Raw genomic sequence first — 24,774 nt, forward strand, 5'->3', positions numbered from 1 at the left:
AAAAATTCCTACAGTCTGCAGGCACATGGTCTGCGGACTGTAGGAAAACGTACAGGCTATTATTCTGCGTCCAGCTTAATTTGGCTGCGCAGGTAACCATCGATGAAGGGATCGAGATCGCCATCCATGACAGCCCCTACGTTGCCAGTTCCCACGCTAGTACGGTGATCCTTAACCATGCTGTATGGATGGAACACGTAGGAGCGAATTTGGCTGCCCCATGCAATATCGGACTGTTCTCCGCGGATTTCATCCAAATGCTGACGCTGCTCTTCGATCTTACGCTCGTAGAGCTTGGAACGGAGCATCGTCATGGCACGCTCTCGGTTCTTGATCTGGGAGCGTTCATTTTGACAGGTCACGACAATACCGGAAGGTAAATGCGTAATCCGAACGGCTGAATCGGTCGTATTAATATGCTGACCGCCCGCACCACTGGCCCGGTACGTATCAATTTTAAGATCTTCCGTGCGGATCTCAACGTCCACATCATCCGCAATTTCCGGCACCACATCACAGGATACGAACGATGTATGCCGACGGCCGGAGGAATCAAATGGAGAGATACGAACAAGCCGATGCACGCCTTTCTCTGCTTTCAAATAGCCGTAGGCATTGTAACCTTTGATCAAAAGGGTTACGCTCTTAATCCCTGCTTCATCACCTGCTAGATAATCCAGGGTCTCTACCTTAAAGCCCCGTTTTTCTGCCCAGCGTGTATACATCCGTAGCAACATTTGGCCCCAGTCTTGGGACTCCGTTCCGCCTGCTCCCGGATGCAACTCCAGGATGGCATTAAGTTTGTCATACGGCTGATTCAAAAGCAATTGCAATTCAAACTCCTGAAGCTTGCTCAGCAGAGAACTGACACTATTCTCAATCTCTCCAGCCAGTGTTTCATCGCCTTCCTCATCAGCCAGCTCAGCCATCATGCCAGCGTCTTCGTATTCCTGACGAAGCTGTTCATAGCTGTCTACTGAAGACTTAACAGCGTTCATTTCTGCTATTACACCTTGGGCCTTGTCATTATCATCCCAAAAGTCAGGTGCAGCCATCTTTACTTCAAAGTTTGCGATCATTTCCTGTTTGAGATCTAAGTCAAAGAGACCCCCTAAGGTTTGTTAGTTTCTTGCCTATTTCTCGCAAATCATGCTTTACACTTGGATCAATCATGATGTCATTCTCCTTTTAATATATGGTTAGGGGAAGTAAAAGCGTTGTGAGTTACGGCTGGGTGAAGAGACGCTGCGCGAATGATTTGATCTTACGATCGCTGTTGCAGCGAGATGCCCTTGATTGGATTAACACATTCAAAGGTGGGCATCTCACTGCAAAGGCGAACGCTGACGCTTCTCCAGATTCAAATCCTCCGCTTCGCTACCGACCGCCGTAAAGTCAAACGACTTTTAAATAATCGGCTCAGGTATGTGAGCCGAGTCAAGAGCTGAATTAACTGACAAGCAAGCTAAGACCCGCTTGCTTGTCATAATTATAGAAATAGGGACAATCTTCTCAAGAAAAAAATATTCAAACTGATCCTCCAACAAAAACACTATAAGCTGAAAACATCAGTGCATCCCCTGTATGGCACAAAATGGCCGACGGTCAGTGGTTGAACTGCCGCCTGCCATTATATGCACTGCAGGGAATAGTGTATCTCAAGACTCTCCCTTAATTTCAATCCGTTATTTTCTACGCGGACGCGAAGGAGCGGATTTCTTTTTAGGAGCAGCTGGTTCACCACTCGTCGAGATTTTGTCTTCGTCGATGACAGCCTGACGCTCTTGATTGGATTCAATTTGTGCTTTCATGATGTATGTCGCTACTTCCTCTTGGATGCTAGCAATCATAGCATGGAACATTTCGAAGCCTTCAAATTGATACTCGCGCAGAGGATCGGTACCGCCGTAAGCACGCAAGTGAATACCTTGACGCAATTGATCCATAGCATCAATATGGTCCATCCATTTGCTATCGACCGCACGCAGTACGATAACTTTCTCGAACTCGCGTACCATATCTTCGCCAATCATTTCTTCACGGCTGTGGTATCTGTTGGTAACTTTTTCGAAGATCATATCCACGATCTCCTCTTTTTCCTTGCCCCACAGGTCGTCACGTGTAAGTGTATTTTCCTCAAGCAGGTTGTTATTCACATACTCTGCTACTTCTTCAAGTTCCCAGTTTTCAGGAATGTCATCCCCGCAATGAGCTTCCACTACACGCTCAATGACAGGCTTGATCATGTCAAACACAATTTCCTTGATGTTCTCTGATTCCAGCACCTCACGGCGTTGTTTGTAAATAATAGCACGCTGCTGGTTCATTACATCATCATACTGGAGAACGACTTTACGCTGATCAAAGTTGTTGCCTTCGACGCGTTTTTGAGCTGATTCGATAGCACGTGTAATCATACGGCTCTCGATAGGTTGGTCTTCCTCGAAGCCCAAACGCTCCATCATATTCAGTACGTTGTCCGCACCAAAACGCTTCATTAACTCATCGCCCAGCGATAAGTAAAACTGTGTGGAGCCCGGATCACCCTGACGTCCTGCACGTCCGCGAAGCTGATTATCAATACGACGGGATTCATGGCGTTCTGTACCGATGATGTGCAAACCACCAAGTTCTGATACGCCTTCACCCAGTACGATGTCAGTACCACGTCCGGCCATGTTGGTAGCGATGGTAACTGCGCCTGCTTCACCTGCACGGGAAATAATCTCAGCTTCCTCAGCATGATACTTGGCGTTAAGTACTTTGTGACGAACGCCTTTGCGTTTCAGCATTTCAGAAAGAAGCTCCGAGTTTTCAATAGAAACCGTACCTACTAATATCGGCTGGTTCTTTTTGTTACGCTCCAGGATTTCATCTACCACAGCATGGAATTTGCCTTTCACGCTCTTGTACACTATGTCAGGCATATCTACACGCTGGTTAGGCTTATTCGTCGGAATTTGGAGCACTTCCAGACCATATATTTTTTTGAATTCTTCTTCTTCTGTTTTAGCTGTACCCGTCATACCCGCCAATTTGCGGTACATACGGAAATAGTTTTGGAATGTAATTGTCGCCAATGTCATGCTTTCATTTTGTACAATGATGTTTTCCTTTGCTTCAATAGCTTGGTGCAAACCATCACTGTAACGACGTCCAGCCATCAAACGACCTGTAAACTCATCGACAATTAGGACTTCACCGTCAGCCACGACATAGTCCACATCCAAACGCATAATAGCATTAGCTTTCAATGCCTGTACAATGTGGTGATTGATTGTAACACTTTCCTGATCGTACAAGTTTTCAAGACCAAAGAAATTTTCAGCTTTGGATACGCCGTTTTCGGTCAAAGCAACCGACTTCACCTTAATATCCAGAGTGTAATCTTCTTCAACATTCAGGCTCTTCACAAAGCGGTCAGCCGCAAAATACAACTCTGTCGATTTCTGAGCTTGTCCTGAAATAATCAATGGTGTACGAGCTTCATCGACGAGAATGGAATCGACTTCATCAATGATACAGAAGAACAACGGACGTTGTACCATCTGCTCTTTGTAAAGCACCATGTTATCGCGCAGATAATCGAACCCGAACTCGTTGTTTGTACCGTATGTGATGTCACAAGCATATGCTGCCTGCTTGGCAGCATGATCCATGTTGGCCAAATTAAGCCCTACGGACATTCCTAGGAAGTTATAAATCTGTCCCATTTCTCCGCTGTCACGTTGCGCCAAATAGTCATTGACCGTAACCACGTGCACGCCTTTGCCCAACAGAGCATTCAAATAAACTGGCAGTGTTCCTACCAGTGTTTTACCTTCACCGGTTTTCATTTCGGCAATTTTACCTTCATGCAACGCAATACCGCCGAGCATCTGTACGTCATAATGACGTTTACCCAGCACCCGTTTGGACGCTTCGCGAACAGTAGCAAAAGCTTCCGGCAAAATTTCTTCAGCCGTAGTCCCTTGTTCGACCCGAGCTTTAAATTCCGCCGTCTTCGCCTGCAACTCCTCATCCGAGAGCTTTTCAAAATCCGGCTCTATCTTATTGATCAGTTCAACCGTCTTCATTAAACGCTTGACATCACGTTCATTGGTATCTCCGAAGATTTTCTTAACAATTCCTAGCATGGTTTACCCCTTTCGCGCAAAACAATTAATAGAATCAATTTCACAATAAGAAAGGGTCCATGATGAAATTGATTCCCGATATGTTTGACAGGCCCGGCTGTACCAGCCCATCGTGCGATGTTCTTTGCATAAATTGTAACAGTTTGTAGGACATGCCGCAACACAAGCAGCCTCCAGATTTGCATCCGGTTAAAGATACCAAAACAATTGACGCACGAAATACACAACTCGATTACACTTATCTAAAGTTGAAATTTCCTTACTTTTACAAAAAAACATATAAAAGAGCCCTATCCCGCCAGGTTCGCAAGGATAAGGCTCGTGTTGTTTTCATTTTCCTAATATCCATGAAGCATGCTTCAATCGAAATCGTTCTATTCATTTTAAAATGTGAAAAGTTCCTACTCCACAGGCTATTGCCGTTCGATCAGACCGTATTTACCATCATTGCGCTTGTAAACTACGTTAACTTCTTCGTTGTCAATATTGGAAAACACAAAGAAATTATGTCCAACCATGTTCATTTGAAGAATAGCTTCTTCCACATCCATAGGTTTCAATAAGAAACGCTTGGTGCGGACAACTTCCAGCTCATCCAGTTCTGCATCTTCAGCGACAGCCACGCCACCAGCCGGATCTTCCACAAAAAGGGTTTTCAAACTGCCTTCCTGACGGAATTTTCGGTTTAGCTTGGTTTTGTGCTTGCGAATTTGCCGTTCAAGCTTGTCAACCACGGCATCAATGGATGCATACATGTCATCGCTCTCGTCTTCGGCACGGAGTACAAGCCCCGGCAAAGGAATGGTTACTTCTACAGTGTGCAAATCTCTGGTTGTGCTTAACGTTACACTTCCATCAGACGTCGGGGGTGCATCGAAATACTTTTCAAGTCTGCTGAATTTCTTATCAACGTAGTCCTTCAAAGCGTCGGTAACCTCGATCTGTTGACCTCGTACTGTTAAGTTCATAGGGCACGCCTCCTTTGCCCCTTCAGTATAGCACATATGTTAACGCCAAGTAAAAAAAGAGACCAACATTTCGAAGCTATTTTACAAAATTCCTCTTTTTTCGCTAAAACGCTTCCCATAACGTCATTCTTTGAAAACAGGTATGTTTAAAATCGACTTGCATACATATGTGAATAATGAGTGCATATACGAATATTGCTCCGCTGACGTCATGACAAACAACTATTTTGGGCTTCATGCTAAGCGATTTTATCGAAAAAGGGGGTGTCCCTTTCCCGCTGGACAGGTACATGGACTTGTACGGTATGCAAGGCCTGGTTGCAACTCAGACAATTTATACGAAAGGATTATTACACCCAGCCTAGCTGGCTCTTCCTATACGGAGATCTCAAGATAACGGATTTGGAAGAGATGGAAAGTAGGAAGCTAATCCATGGCTTTTATTCAGCGTTACGTAACGAACCAGACGGGGGCTGTCACCTTTATAGGGAATACACTTGGGCTGGCACGCTCTAATTCGGTAGGAGCGCCGGGAACAGCGACCAGCATTGGCGCATTCATCACAACCAATACAGCCTCTCGCTTCGGCACGTATCCATTCGGCACGACTTCTGCCTTTACCAGTAACTCATCGACAGCATTCCTTGTGCTCCCTGCGGGCAGTACAGTGCTGTATGCTGAGCTTATTTGGGGAGGAAGTTATGTCAACGGCAGCACCAATGTATTGTCCAGCGCCAGTAACCCGGTCACATTTCAGACACCTGCTTTATCTACCACGGTCAGCCCTGAATCTGCAACATCAGTCAACGTCACCAGTCTCAGTACCTATGTGAGAACAGCGAATGTCACAAATCTGGTTATTCAAGGCGGTGCAGGGGCATACACGGTCGGAAATGTGACGGGCACCATCACGGTTCCGGATTCCACCAACACCAACCATGCCGGCTGGACGCTGGCTGTGGTGTACAATAACCCATCTCTGCCCTTCCGTAACCTGTCGCTGCGTGTAGGCGGTGAGGGGGTCAGCAGTGCTACTGGCTCAGTCAACGTTGTAGTGAGTGGCTTTGCCACTCCTGTACAGGGAACTCTGCGCGGCAGGGCACTGATTAGCGCCCAAGAGGGTGACGTGGACATCACTGGTGACCGTGCGTTGTTTGGACCTACCACATCCAGTTTGACTGCGCTGTCTGGGCCTAATAATTTTTCGACTAATTTTTTCGCTTCGCAAATAAACGGAGATGACGGTACATTGGTCACGACCGGGACCTTCGGTACAACTAATGCCGTAAATGGGACACCTGGAACGCAGGTGACCGGCGGGCGGCAAGGCTGGGACATTACCAATGTCGATATTTCCTCCACGCTGCTCAACAGCCAAACGACAGGTGTCCTCCAGCTGACAACCAATGGCGACATTTACACTGTAAATGCCAATGCCATTCAAATTGATATCAATGCTCCGCTGGTGACCCTGACCAAAACTGCCAGCTCTACAGGATTGGTTATTGGCGATACAGTTACCTATACGGTTAACATTTCGAATACGGGGCTCGTCAGTGCTTCCAACACAGTACTTACCGATACCATACCAGCCGGGGCTACCTTCGTACCTGGCAGTGTTGTTGTCGCGGGCACAGCCCAGCCAACGGCCAATCCCGCTACAGGTATCACAGTGGGCAGTGTAGCCCCTGCTTCCACGGTGACCATTACATTCCGTGCAACCGTCACGTCATTGCCAGCAAACACCCAGCTAGGTAATCAGGCATCCGCATCCTTTTCCTTCCAAACTGTACCTGGAGGGCCTGTCATTTCTGGCAACGTTCCGTCCAACACTGCCAGTACACCGATCTACCAGCCCGTCATCGGGATTGTTAAAAGTGCCAATACAACGGCTGCTACAGTCGGAGATACGATTACGTACACGTTTCAAATATCCAACACGGGCAGCATTGCTGCAAATCTCAGCTTTTCGGAGAGCATTCCCGCCGGATCATCCTTCATACCGGGTAGTGTGACCATTGGCGGTTCCTCCGTGCCTGCTGCCAATCCCGCTACTGGTTTTTCAGTAGGAACGATTAATACAGGTGCCACTATACCCGTGACCTTCCAGACCCTGGTCAATGTGGTTCCCGCCTCTGGTAATTTGACCGATCAGGCGGCTTACACGTATACCTTCACACCACCTGACGGACGTGTATTGAACGGAAGCGGGACGTCCAACACGCTCACCATTCCCGTCTCCTCACCAAATGTGACCGTGACAAAGGCCTCTTCTCTGGCAGCAGCCGCAGTCGGAGAGACTGTTCAGTTTACCCTAACCGCCACAAACAACGGAATCGCCAATGTGACCAATGTAGTCGTTACCGATCCGCTGCCAAACGGAGTTGCCTTTGTACCTGGTAGCGTCACCGTGAACGGAACTGCTTCTGCGACTGCTACACCTGTGAACGGCATTCCGATCGGTACTTTAGCTCCAGGCGCATCGGTTACGGTTGTATTTCGGGCAGCCATTAATTCTCTGCCTTCTCCTGCACAGATCAACAATCGTGCAACTGTCAGCTTCACTTCTGGAGCCTTTACCGGATCATCTTTGTCCAATCTTGTAACCATACCTGTCGTTATCGCAGCGCCGACAATTACCAAGAACGCAAGCTCCAACCGTGCCAGCGTTGGCGGAATAATTACTTATTCATTCCTCATCGCCAATACCGGAACAGCCGTATTAAACACAACCTTGACGGAAACTGTACCGACAGGCTCCACCTTTATTCCCGGAAGCGTCATTGTCGGCGGGTCCTCAGTGCCGGGTGCCAATCCTAATACGGGAATTTCAGTGGGCACCGTAAGCCCTGGTGCACAAATTACAGTCTCATTCCGGACGACAGTGGATTCCCTACCACCCGGGGGTGGGTTAAACGATCAGGGCCTGCTCCAATATTCATATCAGTTGCAAGACGGGAGAACCCTGTCAGGCTCGCTTCTCTCCAATATTGTTTCCGTATCGATTTCGCTTCCCAACGTAGCCGTAACCAAATCTGCGGGATTCACATCCGTTAGTGTTGGCGAAACGCTGACCTACAGCGTGAACGCCGTTAATAACGGAATTGACCCCATCACAAACACCGTGATTACCGATCCACTCCCCGGCAGCGTGTCATTTGTACCCGGAAGCGTAACCGTCGGTGGTTCACCTGTGAGCACAGTCGATCCAAGAAGTGGCATTCCAGTCGGTACCATTGGCGCAGGCGCATCCGTGCAGGTGTCCTATGCCGTGCTAGTCAACGCCGTTCCGTCCGTACAGCCGCTGCAAAACACAGCCAGTGTCAGCTTCACCAGCGGTGCTTTTACCGGAACATCCCAGACGAATACCGTCTCTGTGCCGGTTTATCAGCCTCGTATCAGTGTGGTCAAATCTGCAAATACAACAGTAGCTACGATAGGCGACACAATTCTGTATACATTGTTGGTCGCGAACAACGGTAACTATAATGCTTCTGTAACGCTGACAGATGTTATTCCTGCCGGTTCCACATTTATGGAGAACAGCGTAGTAATCAATGGTGTTAGTCAGCCTGGAGCCAGTCCAGCAGCAGGCATTTTCATCGGAACCGTGTCGCCGCAAAGCCCTATCACACTGACATTCCAAACCGTAGTAGCCTCTCTTCCAACACCATCTCAACTGACAGACCAGGCCACCGCCGCCATTTCCTTTACGTTGCCTGATGGGCGGGTGCGAACAGATAGCACATCGTCCAACGTGCTATCCATTCCTGTGTCTGCGCCGAATGTGTCCATTTCGAAGACTGCAAACCGTTTCACCGCCATTCCAGGTGATTCGGTATTATACACCCTGACCGTACTTAACAACGGAATCCAGACCGTGAACAATGTGGTCGTTTCCGATCCTATCCCGGCCGGCTCTCAATTCACTGCGGGTAGCGTAACGCTGAATGGCTCCACAATAGCCAGTGGAGATCCTTCTTTAGGTATCGTAATTGGGAGCATTGCCGCTGGAGGGGGAGCTACGATTACCTTCAGGGTAACGGTATCCTCTCCATTACCAAGTCCACCGCAGCTCATCAATCAATCGCGTGTCAGCTACACCAGCGGTGCTTTTTCAGGCGTGTCAGTATCTAACCCGGTGACAGTAGCCGTCAATGCTCCAGTGCTAACTGTAAGTAAAACTGCTGACCTCCTACGGGCAACGGTTGGCGATATCGTAACGTATTCCGTGGCGGTAACCAACAATGGTAACATAGCTGCTGCTGCCACATTGACAGACAATATTCCCGCAGGCTCGGCACTGGTGCCGAACAGTGTGGTCGTTAACGGTACTCCTGCTCCGGGCGCCAGTCCCGCAACAGGTCTGTCTATTGGCTCCATTGCACCCGGAGCCGTAACTCAAACAACTTTTCAGGTGGTGATTACTTCCGTGCCTTTACCTCCCCAACTCACCGACCAGGCGAATATCAGCTTTTCCTTTCAACCGCCGGATGGCCGGATTGTTAACGGCAATGTTTCGTCCAATATTGTCACAATTCCTGTATCATCGCCCAATGTACAGGTCAGTAAAAGCGCCTCGGTGGCTGACACCGTTCCCGGTGATACGATAACCTATACCATTACAGCTACCAATAGTGGCATCGAAACCGTGACGGATGTTCGAGTAAACGATACGATCCCGTCGGGTTCCACTTTTGTTCCTGGCTCGGTTATTGTAAATGGAACAACATTGCCGTCAGCCAGCCCCTTAACGGGGATTCCTGTCGGTTCTATCGCTGCCGGGGCGTCAGCAACGGTCACTTTTTCCGTGTCCGTTAACAGCCTGCCTGAGCCACCCCAACTGAGTGATCAGGCAACGGTCTCTTTTACCAGCGGCACACTGAATTTCATCTCACTCTCCAACACCGTTGTCGTCCCCGTTTACCAACCTATTATCAATCTCGTTAAAACTGCTAATACGAGTCAAGCAACGGTAGGCGATACCGTAGTCTATACACTGACCGCCCAAAATACGGGTAATTTGGCGGCAACTGCCACCTTCACCGATGCTATTCCATCAGGTTCCTCCTTTATACCGAATAGCGTCACTGTAAACGGTCTGCCTGTTGCTGGAGCCACTCCTCAATCAGGGGTATTGGTCGGAAACATTGCAGCGGGAGCTTCTGTCGCCCTTACCTTTCAAGTGGTCATTAACGCTGTCCCCACTGGCCTGGGTCTGTTAAATCAAGGTTCGGCCACATTCACCTTCCAGCCACCTGACGGTCGGACATTAAATGGAAGCGTACAATCGAATCCGGTGTTTATTCCTGTATCCAATCCGAATGTCACCGTGACCAAAACGGTCAATCAGACCTCTGTAGCCTTCGGTGATACCATTACGTATACCATTAACGCAGCAAATAGCGGCATTACACCCGTAACAGGGACGGTCTTTATCGACCCGATTGCTGATGGCACTACTTTTATACCTAACTCCGTACAAGTCAACGGTATCACTATACCAGGAGCCAACATTGCTACAGGTGTGTCCGTAGGCACTATTCCAGCTGGCAGCTCAGCAACGGTTACCTTCCAGGCCACAGTAACATCCTTGCCAGCATCAGGTTTGTCAACAGATCAGGCAACGGTATCCTTTAATTCCGGGGCTTTTGTAGGTCAATCCGTCTCGAATCAAGTCAGCCTGCCTGTATTACAGCCGATCTTGAATGTGACCAATACCCTCAGTGCGGATCGTGCTACCGTAGGGAATACACTTGGTTTTTTCATCACTGTAACCAATACCGGCAACGCGCCTGCAGAAACGGTCGTGCTTGATCTGTTATCCAGCTCGCTTAGCCTGAATCAAAATAGCGTATTGGTCAACGGTGCGCCCATTCCCGGAGCAGACCCTATTACAGGCATTAATATCGGTTCAATCGCCCCAGGCGCGACGGTAACCGTCTCGTTTAGCGCCGTGGTCATATCAGTACCACCTGGCTCTATACTGACCAACCAGGCCACTGTGAACTACACGTTCCAATTGCCAGATGGACGAACGTTGACTGGAAGTGGAGCAGCCCTGCCTGTATCCATTCCAATCTCGTCACCGAATGTAACAGTCACGAAGGCAGCTGAGGTGGCTGTCGCTGTCGTCGGCGATTCTGTCCCATATGTCATAACTGCGTTCAATAACGGACTCGATCCGGTTACTAGCGTAATCGTTACGGACACCATTCCTTTCGGAACCGCCTTTGTCCCGGGCAGCGTTACAATTAATGGTACTCCTGTTGTTACAGCCAACCCACAAAACGGCATTCCTGTCGGAACGCTTGGAGCTGGTGGCGGAGCCACGATTCGCTTTTTGCTTAACGTACAATCCCTGCCGTCACCGGCGTCCATCACCAATGAAGCAACCGTCAGCTTTACTTCAGGTGCATTTAATGGATTTTCGGTATCCAATCCCGTTACCATCCCTGTGTATCAACCGATCGTCACTGTAACTAAAAGCGCGGGAACGGGAAGAGCTACGGTTGGAGATACTGTAACCTATACATTCTCCGTTACAAACTCTGGAAACATCGGTGCAGATACCGTACTTAGTGATCCCATTCCGGCAGGGGCTGCTTTTATACCTAATAGTGTAGTGATCAATGGCACCGCAGCACCTGGTTCAGATCCAAGTGTTGGGATCCCATTAGGTATCATAGGTGCAGCTACGACCGTCACTCTGACCTTTCAGACAGTCATTACCTCACTGCCCGCATCAGGTACATTGGTCAATCAGGCGACCGCAGCTTACAGCTATCAACCACCAGATGGTCGTGTCCTGACTGGAAGTGCAGTATCTCCGTCCGTGACCGTCTCGGTCTCTTCGCCAGATGTGGACGTTATCAAAACAGCCTCCGCTACAGATGCCGTAGTCGGAGATACCATTACGTATACTGTGGTCGCTACGAATAACGGAATCAGTCAAGTCGTCAATGCCGTTGTATCTGATCAACTGCCGCCCGGCACCAGCTTTGTTCCGGGTAGCGTAACCGTGAATGGAACTTCGGTACCTGCTGCGTCGCCAAGCTCCGGTATCCCTGTAGGTACCATTGCAGTAGGTGGTTCGGCAGCCGTTACATTCCAGGTCTCCGTCGTTAGTCTGCCGCAGCCGCCGCAAATAACCAATCAAGCGACCGTCAGCTTTACTTCAGGCGCGTTGACCACGTCTTCGCAATCCGATCCGGTTACCTTGCCTGTTTATCAGCCGATCATCGGCCTGACCAAAACCGTCAACACCGTCAACACACAAATCGGCTCAACATTGGTCTACACCCTGACGCTCACTAATACCGGAAATATTGCCGTTATACCTGTGCTGTCGGATAATATCCCTGCCGGCTCCGAACTACTGCCTAACAGCGTCGTTGTTAACGGCATCCTTGTGCCGGGAGCTTCGCCAGTTACAGGCATAACGCTCGGATCACTGGCCCCTTCAGGCAGTATTACAGTGAGCTTCCAAACCATCGTCTCGTCTCTACCAACTCCGCCTATATTGACCGACCAAGGGCAAGCTAACTTTACGTACTCACCACCAGATGGCAGGGTGCTGAGTGGTTCCATCACATCCAATACAGTCAATGTTGCTGTGTCTGCACCTAATATTCAGGTGACGAAAACATCCAGTCTGGCAGCCGCTGTAGTCGGAGATACGATCAGATATACACTGAGCATCACGAATAGCGGTGTGGATTCAGTCACAGATACTGTCGTGACCGATACAATTCCTGCAGGTACCTCCTTCGTTCCGGGCAGTGTCCTCATCGACGGAGTAGCCTTCCCTAATACCTCTCCGGTTGCTGGAATTGCCATTGGAAACGTCGCACCTGGAAATACATTCGTCGTCAGTTTCCAAACGACTGTCCAGTCTTTGCCGCAGCCACCCCTGCTCACAGATATTGCAGCCGTCACGTTTACTAGCGGAACGTTCACTGGCACTGCCTTTTCCGATCCACTCATCGTACCTGTGTTCCAACCGTTAATTGCAATTACTAAAGCATCCAGCACTCTTAACGCCTCCGTCGGCGATACACTGACGTACACGATTACGGCCGTGAATAGCGGCAATATTGCAGCAGCACTTACCATCAGCGATGACATCCCAGCCGGATCGACTTTCCTTGCCAACAGTGTCAGCATTGCTGGCAGTCCGCAACCTGGATTGTCCATCGAAACTGGCGTTCCCGTTGGATCCGTGTTGCCAGGCGGAACGGTATCCGTAACGTTCCAAACCGTTATCAATACTCTGCCTAATCCACAGGTACTGGTCGATCAGGCATCAGGCTCATTCACTTTCCAACCACCAGATGGCAGAACAGTATCCGGATCTGCTGTATCCAACACAGTTAGTATCTCTGTATCCTCACCAGATGTGAGCATTGTCAAAGGAACAGCAGCTACAGACGCCATTGTCGGCGATATCATCACCTATACCTTGGCCGTTTCCAACAATGGAATCAGTACCGCCAATAATATAGTGGTTTCAGATATCATTGCAGCAGGAAGCTCCTTTGCGAATGGCAGTGTTACTGTAAATGGAACCTCCTTCCCTGATGGAAATCCGGGATTTGGTATTGCTATCGGTACACTCACTCCTGGAGCCGTTACTACCGTTACGTTCCAGGCTCGAGTCGATTTCTTGCCCACATCGGCACAATTAACCAATCAGGCATCCGTTAGCTTTACCAGCGGGGCATTTACTGGCAGTTCAACATCTAATGTGGTAACTATTCCAGTCTTCCAGCCGATCCTGACAGCAGTCAAAACAAGCAATACTAATAATGCCACCGTCGGAGATATCATCACTTATACGATTGTCGTATCCAACACGGGTAACATTGCAGCCTCAACTACGGTAAGCGACAATATTCCAGACGGCTCTGTATTCCTTCCCAACACCGTCTCGATTAATGGCATTGCAGCTCCCGGTGCAAGCCCGGTTTCCGGCATCCCGACTCCAGCCATACCACCAGGACAATCGGCAACTGTCACTTTCCAAGTGCTGGTATCTTCCATCCCTGCAACCGTACTGCTGGTTGATCAGGCCGAGGTAGACTATCGCTTTAATGCACCAAATGGGCGAGAGGCAGGCGGTTTCCGTTTATCCAACATTGTTGAGGTTGCCGTGTCACCGCTAGACATCACATTAAGTAAAAGCGTAAGCTCACCTTTCGCCACTACTGGCGAAACCTTGACGTATGAACTCGTGATCTTCAACGAGGATACAAATACCGTGCAAGATGCCCGTTTGCTGGATACTTTGCCAGAAGACATCGAGTTTATTACAGGTTCAGTTCAGATTAATGGATCTACAGTGGCAGAAAGCGATCCCGGCACCGGCATACCTTTGCCACCATTAGAAGCGAATTCCAAGACTGTCATATCCTTTGATGTCCGTATCACAGCGACAGAACAGCCAGGACCACGTACGAATCAGGCACGCTTGTTACTCTCAAATGGTGAAGAAGCGAGTGCCATTTTCTCCAATGCTGTCACCATTGCCTTACTTCAGCCTGTAGTGAAACTGACGAAAATAGCCAGCACGGAGAGCGTACAGCCAGGTCAAAGCATCACCTATTCCATCATTGCAGAAAATACTGGGAATATCGGTGCATTTGGCTTGTTAACGGACTCACTGCCATCGGAGCTTTCTTTTGTTCCTGGCTCTGTTTCGGTTAATGGAATCCCTCAATATGGCGTCAGTCCAGGGCAAGGCATTGCCCTAGGCACTATCGCACCAGGAGAAAAGACGACTACCGTCTTCTCCGCGCTTGTCGTTCGTGCCTCCGAGTCTGGCACACTGGTGAATCAAGCTTCGCTGGCTTACTCCTACCAGCTGCCGGACGGACGAAGCACGAATCTGGTAACTGCTTCACCTTCTGTCTCGGTTAAAGTAGCCCCTACTGCTAAAGGAGCCTTGTCAGCCGTGCTACGCACAACAGTGTCTACTGTCGCATTAGGCGATGCTGTGCCTTATCAGTTGACTCTTGTTAATGATGGAGGCTCGGTCATTACCGATGTAGTGTTAGCCGATTACGTACCGAATGGAACCATCATAAACCCGGATAGCTTGAGAATTAGCGGTTCTCCACCTGCTTCTAGCAAGCCGGGTGAACCATTATTTATCGGCAGCTTGCAGGCAGGACAGACAATTGATGTATCCTACAGCGTGAACGTTCAGTCTCTGCCTCTCGGAGGACGTCTAAACAATAGCGTGCGGCTTCAATATGCTGGCAGTGACGGTGCTAGCGAGGTTACCAGCAATACCGTGACTATAGCTGTTTTCGATCCACAGCTTGCCGCAAGTATCTCCACGGAAAATACGGAGGCCATCGCAGGAGAAGGTCTTACCTATACGGTACTGCTCAACAACTTCGGCAACGTAACATCCGAAGTTACACTGCAAAATTTCATTCCTGCCGGGACTCTGTTGATTCCTGACAGCATACAGTTGAACGGTCAATCACTGTCGGGAGCCGATCCAACTATCGGTGTTAGCCTAGGGTATGTGGAACCAGGTCAGTCATTGACATTGACTTATCAAGTGACCGTATCAGAGACGCATCCATCCGGCTACATCGTAAATCAAGCTGCCTTTGCCTACTCGTTTACGCTACCTGGAGGAAGAGTCGTATCAGGGACATTGACTACCAAAGCCGTTACGATCCCAATTGTATCCCCACTGCTCGAATTAGTTAAAAAGGTGAACACCACAGATGCCTCTGTAGGCGACACACTCACCTTCACCATTCAGATTACTAACAAAGGGGGGATCACTGCACAATATCCGTTGTTCACGGACCCGTTGCCGCATGGACTCATTTATGTACCCAACAGCCTAACTATCCAAGAAAAAGCACAGCCAGGTGCTAATCCCGTCGCAGGTATCACGCTCCCGGATATTGCACCAGGGGAGAAGCTCACCCTTACGCTTCAGGCGCAAATTCGTGAAGCACCTGCCGATGGAACATTCAGCAACCAGGCCATCATCGAATATACCTCACGTCGTAGTGGAGGAGAGACCATCCAGGAAACCTCCCAGACCAACACCGTTGGCGTGACCGTTATGGCAGCCATTCCTAAACTCACGCTTAGCTCCAGCGCTCTGCGTGTCGGCCAAGAAGATACCCTGTCCTTCACCGTCCATGTGGAAAACATCGGCAATACTCCACTGGAAGAGCTCTTGCTCACTGCACCATTTGCAGCCGAAGATTTCATTTTGCTGCGAACGGTCACCGTGAATTCTTTGCCGCTTCCGCATCCTAACCTGCTCCAAGGTATTCCGTTAGGTCGGCTTGACCCAGACCACAAAGCCGTCATCATCTTTTCTTTCGACATCGAATCTGCGCTCCGCGCGTATCTGATCGCCCAGGTCATCCTGCGCTATCAATTCCGCTATCCAGACGGAAGTGTAGAGAATCAATCTGCCTCCTCCAATACCATTTTTGTGGAGATGGCTGACTTTGATGGTTCTCTAGAGTAAATGTTCTGTTGCGTTGAGCTCCTTACCACCGGGTAAGGGGCTTTTTTATGTAATTAGAAAACATAAAAAAGCCCTGGAATAAATTCCAGGGCAGTGCTAGCGCGTTATCCATTGCTAACCATCTTACCAATTATGTAGGTCGGCTATGCCGGGGATGATTATAATTTGGTTACGTTAGCGGCTTGTGGTCCACGTGCGCCTTCGACAATGTCGAACTCCACGTCTTGTCCTTCTTCAAGTGTTTTGAAGCCTTCTGTTTGAATTGCGGAAAAATGTACAAATACGTCGCCGCCGTCAGACGTTTCAATGAAACCATAACCTTTTTCTGCGTTAAACCATTTTACTTTACCTTGCATGCACTAACATTCCCTTCGTCATCAAATGAAGTGAAGCTCTCGCCCACATTTCCGACTATACCATCCAAAGTTATCCATTGTCAATTGGAATTGATAATGTTTTCATGTATAGTTATTCCATATATAATACAATGGGTAAATAGTCAACAACTTTGTTCCTTGAACTATGAGAACTTGAACTTAAAGTAGACTTACTGATCATGTTTTAAACTATATTTTAGTGCCTGAAACAATAAATTGATAGATTTTTTTGTATAGGTCTTTCTTTTCGTTTAAACTCAATTAGTGGCTTTCCAAATGTTAAAAAGCTCTCGTCCACACAAAATAACGTGTTGGGCGAGAGCTTTTTAAATTTATTTCCTACGATCCATCAGAAAGCTATCAGGCGTATAGTAAGATTCATAAGCATTGCGTTGCGATTTAGCTATATTTCTTTGGATAAGCCAATTTTGGGCTTCCTGTTTTAGCGATTGCATATGCTGATCAATTATTGCATCGTGGCTTAGAATAAACTCTAATTTTTGTTTTTGCTCCGCTGTCATAGGCGTATTTTTCAAGACACCTAGCAGTTTATCCACCTTCATTTGACGAACTTCGACAAAAATATCAACTTCCTCGTAATTTGTCTCATTCAGTCGAAGTATGAATTGTTGGGTTAGTTGCTCTAATTGAGATAAAGCGTCATTTATCATAGCTTACTGTTCCGTTGACAATGACATACCTGCCGTTAGCTTGTTCACTGCAATCCAAGTTTCACGTAATTCTTGCAGATAACCCAGGACTTCTTCACCTGACTCAACCCTTTTCTTGATATTCGTTTGAATCAATAAATAGTTCATATACTCATATAAAGCATATAAATTTTTAGAAATGTCATACGAGTAGTTTAACGTGGACATTAGCTCACTAATAATGGTTTGTGCTTTGCCCAGGTTTATGTTTGCTTTAGCAATATCATTGGATGATATTCCTTCAAGACCGGCCTTTACAAAGCGAATGGCACCATCATATAACATAATAATGAGCTGCCCCGGAGTAGATGTCTGCACCGAAGACTGTTTATATTTTTCATAAGGAGATGAGATCAAACGAATCACCCTTTTCTAGACTATTGTAAAAAGCTTGTCAAACTGGACGACTGCGACTGGTACTTGCTCATGGCCGATTCCATAGCCGAAAACTGCTTGTAATAGCGTGTTTCTGCATCAGCAAGTTTTTTGGTCATCTCTTTAATATCGCTGTTATAGTTTTTAAGCTGCTTACCCATTATACTGTCAGCCTTTAAGGTCATACTAGCATTTGTATCAAATTTTGATGTACCTGCTTTTTTTACAAACATGTCTAACGTAGTATCAAGCTTACTTCTCAACTCGCTAAAGATGGGCTTGCTGTTTATATCAGCAGACGACCCTTTGAATATATTCATAACCTTATCAGGATCTGTTGTCAAAGCTGCCTTCAACTTCTCTTCATTAATTTGTAATTTACCATTCTCGTAATATTGGCCTGTTGTAATACCAACCGAACTTAAATCGCCTAATTTACTAGAAATAATCATTCGCATAGAAGAGACAGCAGAACTTAAAATCGTATCATTTTTGAGGAGACCACTTTTCGCCTTTTCTTCCCACTGCTTAATTTCATCTTCCTTCATGTCTTTCCTTTGATCGGCTGTCAGTGGAGGAAAATCGCGATACTTTTGTTCACTTAGTTTCGTATTAAATGTACTTAGTAGGTCATTATAAGTATCCACAAAAGATTTAATGGTCTCCATAGCTTTTGTTGGATCTGATTGTGTTGTGATTTTAGCTGGTCCAGTAGTTCCAGTAGTCTCTAACAGAGTCAGTGACACTCCATTAACGACAAGGGAGTTGTTATCAGGATTATAAGTTTTAGAACTCGAATCTGCAGTATTCGTTACTATAACTTCCCCTTTTTCAGCCGCCTTTACATCTGTAGAACTAATTTGGAATAAATCCATAAGCGTACTGCTTTTAACCTGCTTATCGGCACCAGTTAATTTAATATTATTTTTATCCCCATAATCTTTAGCTGTAATGGAGAACTTACCACTGATTTCATCAAAAGTCGCTGTTACATTCGCCCCTTCTGAATTGATGCGGCCCATCACCGCAGATATCGTATCGGTTTTAAGAAAAGTGATTGTTTTATCATTGATATTTAACTCATAAGTATCTGACGCACTGCCCCCTGCAATTTGCTCCAATGTGGTATTTTTAGTGGCATCTGCCGTACTGCTGCCCGCCGTACGTAGGCCTGTAGAGGTCTGCATATTGGACTTTGTTGCTAACTTGTTAACGACTACAGACATAGGTGTAGAGCTAGCATCAGCATTAGCTTCCGCTTTAATAGCCGTTGTATTACCAGTTAACGTTGCTTTCTGAGTGTTCAACGCCTCTGACTTACCCATGTCGGATAATTTGGATCTAAATTGTACAATTTTAGTATTTAACTCACGGTAACTATCACGCGTCCACTCTAATGTCTGCTTCTGCTGGTTCAGCTTATTTAATGGAGACTTCTTCGCGGTCATTAACGAGGTGACCATACTATCTATATCCATTCCCGAGAAACCGTTTATACGCATTTTATTTCCTCCTTATACTTTTTCATCTATGAGAATCCCTGCAATTTCCATCATCTTAGCTACTAAATCAAGGGTCTTTTCAGGAGGGATTTCTCGAATCAATTCGCCTGTGTCTTTATTGAGAACTTTGACCAAGATCTGATGTGTTTTCTCATGTACACTCATTTCTAACGTGGTTGTAGGTCCCTGAAGAGCTTTAACTGCACGGTCTATAGCACGAATAAGTTGCTCTTCTCCAAGAGGAATAGCAACCCCCTGCTGCTCCAATTTAGTTAAAGCTGACCCACTTTTTATAGCAGTTACTAATGATTCAATTGTTTTGTTACCAGTAGTGAAACCTTCACTACTTTGAGACACACCGTTCGCCTGTCCACTCATCTGATTCGTTGAAACCGAAAATTGTAGATTCATTCTTCCAACCTCCGATGGCCTATTTATTATTTTATCGGTTGTTTAGAGTATATTGTGAAGAATATAAAACTATAATAGTATATTAAAGACTATCTAATACTCTATTCAGCATATTAGTAACTTTAACAGCTCCCTTTTCATTAAGGTGGTCCATATCTAAAAAGTCAGATTCAACAAAGTCATCTGAATCAAATAAATCGACTAACTTAAACTTGTGTGTATTAGCCAGACTATTCATAACTTCATAGAAAACAGCCTTAAATTCGGGATCAAAAAAGTTTTGGTAATATTCCGTCGCAGGGAACACCACAACGATAGGAGTTATCCTTTCTTCGCTTAAATAATTGATGAGATTTTCCAAAACATTAGTATTCTCTTTTACAGTCTCATTATGGACTAATAATTGATTATGTTGTTCTGCTCTTTGTTGACCTACTTCTATCTTTTGCAATAGCTCCATGTCCTCTAATCTAATATTTCCGAGTAAGCTGAACAATTCTCTGTTAATATTATTATTAAAGTATGAATCGTGTACAATTACTGCATCAACAATAGTTTGGTCTAATTTTATTTTATTGAATATAATATGATATAAAAAGCTTAGGTTGTTATCATCAAAATTCATATCAGTTGAGGTGGCACTATCAATTACTTCGAAATGGTGGGAATCCTTAAAAATAGGATAATAAACCCTGTTAATCCTTTTTTCAGCTTCTTTTTTACTTCTGGATAAATCAAAGTGAAAACTGTAGTAGGACATACCTATAATACAGTATTTAATATTTCGACTATACTTTAAGGCCTCTTTTACGATTTTATGACTATAATAAAGATCCTGAGAAGCAAGAGACAAATTCAGAACACTTTTACTAAAACTACTTTCACTAAGCCCAAACATTGAATAAGACGATCCTGCTGCTAAAATTTCTGAATCCGTATCTTTCTTCATATTCTTAGATAAATAGTAATAGTCATAATTACTATAATATTTCCGACTCACAAAATTACTAATAAATTCCTGGACCAATTTTTTATAACTAATGACTTCGTCAAAACTAGCTAGCAAACCAGCTAGTTCTTCACCTACACCATCCACATTTTCAATCAAAACATGATATTTGACCTCTCTCTTCTCAACCAATTCCTTTAAAAAAGTCAATGAACTTTTATCATTTGAGAAGTGCCCTTTAAATACTGTATTTTCTTCATGAAAACATTCGCTTATAATATTTTGATCATCCTGTCCTAAAAAATAAATATTGATTCGACGTTGATTTTCTAGAACTTGATAAAACTCACTGCACTTAAATATAACTCCTTGATATAGTGAAATCATTTCTTCTCGTGTATACTCACCATTACAATACTCAATAAATGTAGTGACCCTCTCTGTTAGTTGTTCGAACTCTTGATACATTAAATATTTTTGGCTTCCAATAATGAATTCCACCAGGATGTTAATACAACTAAATATTTCTTCATCACTGCTCAGTCCAACCATTTCATTTCTAAGTACATTTAGCTTCTCAATATCGCTATAGTAATCGATTATACCTATTCCGTTTTTTGTAATAATAGTCTTTCATCTCCTTAAGACTTTCCCATTCTTTAACTTGCAGGTTCTATTGTTTATTCATATTTCCACTATCATTCAACATATAGTGACTTTCACACTGGGGACAAATCCAGACTGAAGGTTCTTTTGCTAGATATAAATCATTTCCACAACTACATAGCCATCCGATTGCTCTTGCAGGGACACCAACTATCTTCTGATGTGCTCTCACTGACCTCACTATAGCTGCATGAGCTCCTGCATAGCTATAATCCCCAATAGTCAAAAGTTGGTTTACTGAAGCCTGTATACCCAACCATACACTCGTACCTATAGATACCCCTCCTGCTACCACCACTCCCCCAGCAATCAACGTCCTCTTACCAATACATGTAGAATGTGCTATATATACATGATTATCTATTTTTACTTCACTACCAATTGTTGTGAACTCTCCAAACAGACCTTTATCGATCGTCACACATGATCCAATTTCAACATCATCAAAGATATAGACACCACCCACATGGGGAATAACTTTCCTCTTCCCACCTATATCTTTCACTTGAAATCCATTTCCACCTATAACTGTATTAGGCTTTATAACGACTCGATCACCCAAAATAGTGTTAGGCATGATAACTACGTTATCCATTATTATACAATCATTCCCAATAGCGACTGATTCTCCAATCACCGCTGTCTTTGCTAGCACAATATTAGCTCCTCTTCGTTCTTCTACAACTTGAAAGTTATTTTCATGAACAAAATACATGAAAATACGATAGAACAACTGCTCAGGATGCTCATCAGTTATTAAATAACTTTTTAATGAACTACATGATTTCAACTTTACAAAGGAGCTATGAACAATGCAGGCTCCAATATTAGATTTATTAAATTGTTCTGTATACATTTCAGAAGTAGTATAACTTAGCTGCATTTGAGGCATATTTGTCCTACTAGATAAATTACCAAATCTCGAGATAAGAATATCGTCTCCTAAAACTCTACAATTAAATTGTTCTGCTATAGAAGATAACAATATGGGGTCCATACGTAATTCAAATTCCATTTAAGATCACCCTACCAATGCTAAATTTCAGTTATACAGAAAAGTTATTAATTGTCTGAACCACATACTCAAGGTCTTCCATGGACAGCGCAGGGCTCACAGGAATAGACAGAACCTGCTCTGATAGTTTATCTGCTGTAGGACATGAATACTGCTTTTGTTTAACAGATGCCAGGTACTCTTTTATGTGCGTTTGCTTATGGACCGGTAATTGATAATGAATGCCCGTCCCAATTCCTTTTTCAGTTAAATAGCTTACGAGTTGATCTCTATAGGTAGTCGTTATTGTGAATTGATGAAACACATGATGTGAATACTTATGAACAAATGGTAACGTAACCAGATTGTTGTGTATATTGGAGAAATAATATTCCGCATTTTTTCTTCGAGCAGAATTCATTTGATCAATTTTCTTGAGTTGCTCAATACCGATAGCTGCCGCAATATTAGTCATTCTATAATTATAGCCAAGTACTTCATGTACGTATCTTTGTTTTGAACCATGATTGATTAGCAATTTACTAGTATCCAAGAACTGTGTATCCTGAGAAACAATCATTCCCCCCTCCCCAGTAGACATGTTCTTGGTAGGATAAAAGCTAAACGTGCCACCACATCCAAATGTACCTACTGGCTTGGATTGATAAGTTGCCCCATGCGCTTGAGCACAATCTTCAATAATGGTTAGATTAAATTCATTAGCTATTTCAACTATTTTGTCCATTTCGCAAGATTGTCCAAACAAATGAACAAGCACAAGATATCTTGCCTCGGGGAAATCATTGGCTGCCTTACGTATAGCTTCCGGTGAAATATTAAAACTGGCCTCGTCTACATCTACAAAAACAGGGACTGCATTGCAATATAATATAGCATTACTAGTTGCTACAAAGGTGAATGGAGTAGTTAGAACCTTATCTCCTGGCTTTACACCTGCAGCCAATAGAGCAACATGCAAAGCTGCAGTACCATTGGCAACCGCTGCTGATCCTGTATAACCAAAATGCTCTGAAAACTCTCTCTCAAATTGGTAAACCGTCTCTCCCTGAGCTAACTGTCCACTTTCCAAAACTCGAGTTACGGCTTCAATTTCTTCTGTTCCTATCGATGGCTTTGCTATGGAAATGTGTCTCATATCGTTATATTCAGCTCCTGTTCTTGTGATTACCACGATTTTGAAACTCCTGTTGTCGCTTTTTGAATTTCTTTTACTATTTTCAAGGCTTGAAGCCCTTCAGTTCCGCCAGTTTGGGGGGCAACCCCAGTTTGTATAGATTTAATAAAATCATTTATTTCCATGTGCAATGGCTCATGATTAGCAACTAAGACTTTCGCAGTAATCTGCTCCTGTGTATATTTGTGATCAAAGCCTGTTTGAAATAAGTCCACTCCTACTGATGTTCTACGGGTTAGATAAAGCTTACGCTCTAAAAGATCTGCTTCAATTAACTTCTCGGGCATAATGATTCTCCATGACCTTATTTTTTGCTCAGTAGCGCGGCTTGTCGTTATGCTAATAAGAACACCGCTTCGACTTATAAGTTGTGCATTTACTAAATCATTCCTATCAGAATGAACACATACACCCTGGGCAGATATAACCTGTACAGGTTCATTGAGCAAATAATATATTAAGTCAATATCATGAATCATGAGATCAGATATCACATCTGTATCAAAGATTCGAGGATCAAAAGGGCTCTCCCGATGAATATCTATAAAAACTGGCTTTTTACCATTAAGTAGCTGCTTCAATTCCGTCATGACAGGATTAAAACGCTCTATATGGCCAATAGCCAGTCGACTTCCCGTTTTCTCTGATATTTCAATAAGCATCTCAGCATCGCGGATCTCTTGAGTAATGGGCTTTTCTAGAAGAACATTCACATGATTTGCAAGAAAAAACTTAGCAATCTCATAATGCGTACTTGTTGGTGTTACTATGCTTACTGCATCAACTTTTCCTAGAAGTTCTCTGTAATCTTTGAACCCTTCCACACTAAACAATTTTTGCGCCTGCTTTATTCGTTCCTCATCAATATCTACCACGCCAACTAAATCCACATTAGGATTATGGTATAAATTCCGTATATGATGAAGACCCATATTACCTGTACCAATGACAGCAACTCTAACTTTCATTTCCCTCACCTTCC

13 protein-coding genes are annotated in these 24,774 nt (G+C 45.1%); 1 reads left to right on the forward strand and 12 read right to left on the reverse strand.

Annotation, left to right across the window (positions count from 1 at the left end; all coding sequences use genetic code 11):
- Positions 1–59: 59 nt before the first annotated feature.
- The 3 genes from prfB to hpf all read right to left on the reverse strand — a co-directional run bounded on the left by prfB (position 60) and on the right by hpf (position 5,104).
- Positions 60–1,173 (reverse strand): peptide chain release factor 2 gene (gene prfB, locus MLD56_RS23085; RefSeq protein WP_241113432.1). Its coding sequence is split into 2 segments (ribosomal slippage): positions 60–1,100 and positions 1,102–1,173, totalling 1,113 coding nucleotides; the frame shifts between segments, so codons are not numbered across the junction.
- A gap of 512 nt (positions 1,174–1,685) precedes the next feature.
- Entirely contained in the window at positions 1,686–4,136 is a 2,451-nt protein-coding gene (gene secA / locus MLD56_RS23090) for a preprotein translocase subunit SecA (RefSeq protein ID WP_029514570.1), read from the reverse strand.
- 413 nt (positions 4,137–4,549) lie between these two features.
- Positions 4,550–5,104 carry a ribosome hibernation-promoting factor, HPF/YfiA family gene (gene hpf, locus MLD56_RS23095; RefSeq protein ID WP_029514571.1) on the reverse strand — a complete coding sequence of 185 codons (555 nt, stop codon included), beginning with the start codon at positions 5,102–5,104 and terminating at the stop codon, positions 4,550–4,552.
- Positions 5,105–5,537: 433 nt separating this feature from the next.
- On the opposite strand from hpf, the gene MLD56_RS23100 reads away from it, so the two are divergent.
- A complete protein-coding gene (locus MLD56_RS23100; RefSeq protein ID WP_029514572.1) occupies positions 5,538–16,613 on the forward strand; it encodes a DUF7507 domain-containing protein in 11,076 nt (3,691 codons plus the stop codon).
- 158 nt (positions 16,614–16,771) lie between these two features.
- Here MLD56_RS23100 and MLD56_RS23105 read toward each other — a convergent pair whose 3' ends face one another.
- The 9 genes from MLD56_RS23105 to MLD56_RS23145 form a co-directional block, all read right to left on the reverse strand.
- On the reverse strand, positions 16,772–16,969 hold the full coding sequence (locus tag MLD56_RS23105; RefSeq protein WP_013312263.1) for a cold shock domain-containing protein: 198 nt from the start codon (positions 16,967–16,969) through the stop codon (positions 16,772–16,774).
- Between the two features lie 353 nt (positions 16,970–17,322).
- The gene (locus MLD56_RS23110) at positions 17,323–17,661 is read right to left on the reverse strand and encodes a flagellar protein FliT (RefSeq protein ID WP_049816855.1); all 339 of its coding nucleotides are present in this window, start codon (positions 17,659–17,661) and stop codon (positions 17,323–17,325) included.
- A 3-nt stretch (positions 17,662–17,664) separates the two neighbouring features.
- The gene (gene fliS, locus MLD56_RS23115) at positions 17,665–18,057 is read right to left on the reverse strand and encodes a flagellar export chaperone FliS (RefSeq protein ID WP_029514574.1); all 393 of its coding nucleotides are present in this window, start codon (positions 18,055–18,057) and stop codon (positions 17,665–17,667) included.
- 20 nt (positions 18,058–18,077) lie between these two features.
- A complete protein-coding gene (gene fliD, locus MLD56_RS23120) occupies positions 18,078–19,577 on the reverse strand; it encodes a flagellar filament capping protein FliD (protein WP_029514575.1) in 1,500 nt (499 codons plus the stop codon).
- Positions 19,578–19,589: 12 nt separating this feature from the next.
- Entirely contained in the window at positions 19,590–19,988 is a 399-nt protein-coding gene (locus MLD56_RS23125) for a flagellar protein FlaG (RefSeq protein ID WP_029514576.1), read from the reverse strand.
- Between the two features lie 82 nt (positions 19,989–20,070).
- A complete protein-coding gene (locus MLD56_RS23130) occupies positions 20,071–21,405 on the reverse strand; it encodes a hypothetical protein (RefSeq protein WP_241113433.1) in 1,335 nt (444 codons plus the stop codon).
- Positions 21,406–21,610: 205 nt separating this feature from the next.
- Positions 21,611–22,618, reverse strand: a complete 1,008-nt coding sequence (locus MLD56_RS23135) for an LbetaH domain-containing protein (RefSeq protein WP_029514578.1) — start codon at positions 22,616–22,618, stop codon at positions 21,611–21,613.
- A 31-nt stretch (positions 22,619–22,649) separates the two neighbouring features.
- Positions 22,650–23,789: a DegT/DnrJ/EryC1/StrS family aminotransferase gene (locus tag MLD56_RS23140; RefSeq protein ID WP_049816856.1), complete on the reverse strand. Its 1,140-nt coding sequence runs from the start codon at positions 23,787–23,789 to the stop codon at positions 22,650–22,652.
- Complete coding sequence (locus MLD56_RS23145) at positions 23,783–24,760, reverse strand: Gfo/Idh/MocA family protein (RefSeq protein ID WP_029514580.1); 978 nt, start codon at positions 24,758–24,760, stop codon at positions 23,783–23,785. The genes MLD56_RS23140 and MLD56_RS23145 overlap by 7 nt, the downstream gene beginning before the upstream one ends.
- Between the last annotated feature and the right edge of the window lie 14 nt (positions 24,761–24,774).

This window comes from Paenibacillus peoriae (genome assembly GCF_022531965.1).
Lineage (GTDB): Bacteria > Bacillota > Bacilli > Paenibacillales > Paenibacillaceae > Paenibacillus > Paenibacillus polymyxa_D.

What these genes read in the sequence shown, in the direction of transcription:
- secA (WP_029514570.1), bottom strand. Translation starts at nt 4,136, where the DNA reads ATGCTAGGAATTGTTAAGAAAATCTTCGGAGATACCAATGAACGTGAT.
- hpf (WP_029514571.1), bottom strand. Translation starts at nt 5,104, where the DNA reads ATGAACTTAACAGTACGAGGTCAACAGATCGAGGTTACCGACGCTTTG.
- MLD56_RS23100 (WP_029514572.1), top strand. Translation starts at nt 5,538, where the DNA reads ATGGCTTTTATTCAGCGTTACGTAACGAACCAGACGGGGGCTGTCACC.
- MLD56_RS23105 (WP_013312263.1), bottom strand. Translation starts at nt 16,969, where the DNA reads ATGCAAGGTAAAGTAAAATGGTTTAACGCAGAAAAAGGTTATGGTTTC.
- MLD56_RS23110 (WP_049816855.1), bottom strand. Translation starts at nt 17,661, where the DNA reads ATGATAAATGACGCTTTATCTCAATTAGAGCAACTAACCCAACAATTC.
- fliD (WP_029514575.1), bottom strand. Translation starts at nt 19,577, where the DNA reads ATGCGTATAAACGGTTTCTCGGGAATGGATATAGATAGTATGGTCACC.
- MLD56_RS23125 (WP_029514576.1), bottom strand. Translation starts at nt 19,988, where the DNA reads ATGAATCTACAATTTTCGGTTTCAACGAATCAGATGAGTGGACAGGCG.
- MLD56_RS23130 (WP_241113433.1), bottom strand. Translation starts at nt 21,405, where the DNA reads ATGTATCAAGAGTTCGAACAACTAACAGAGAGGGTCACTACATTTATT.
- MLD56_RS23135 (WP_029514578.1), bottom strand. Translation starts at nt 22,618, where the DNA reads ATGGAATTTGAATTACGTATGGACCCCATATTGTTATCTTCTATAGCA.
- MLD56_RS23145 (WP_029514580.1), bottom strand. Translation starts at nt 24,760, where the DNA reads ATGAAAGTTAGAGTTGCTGTCATTGGTACAGGTAATATGGGTCTTCAT.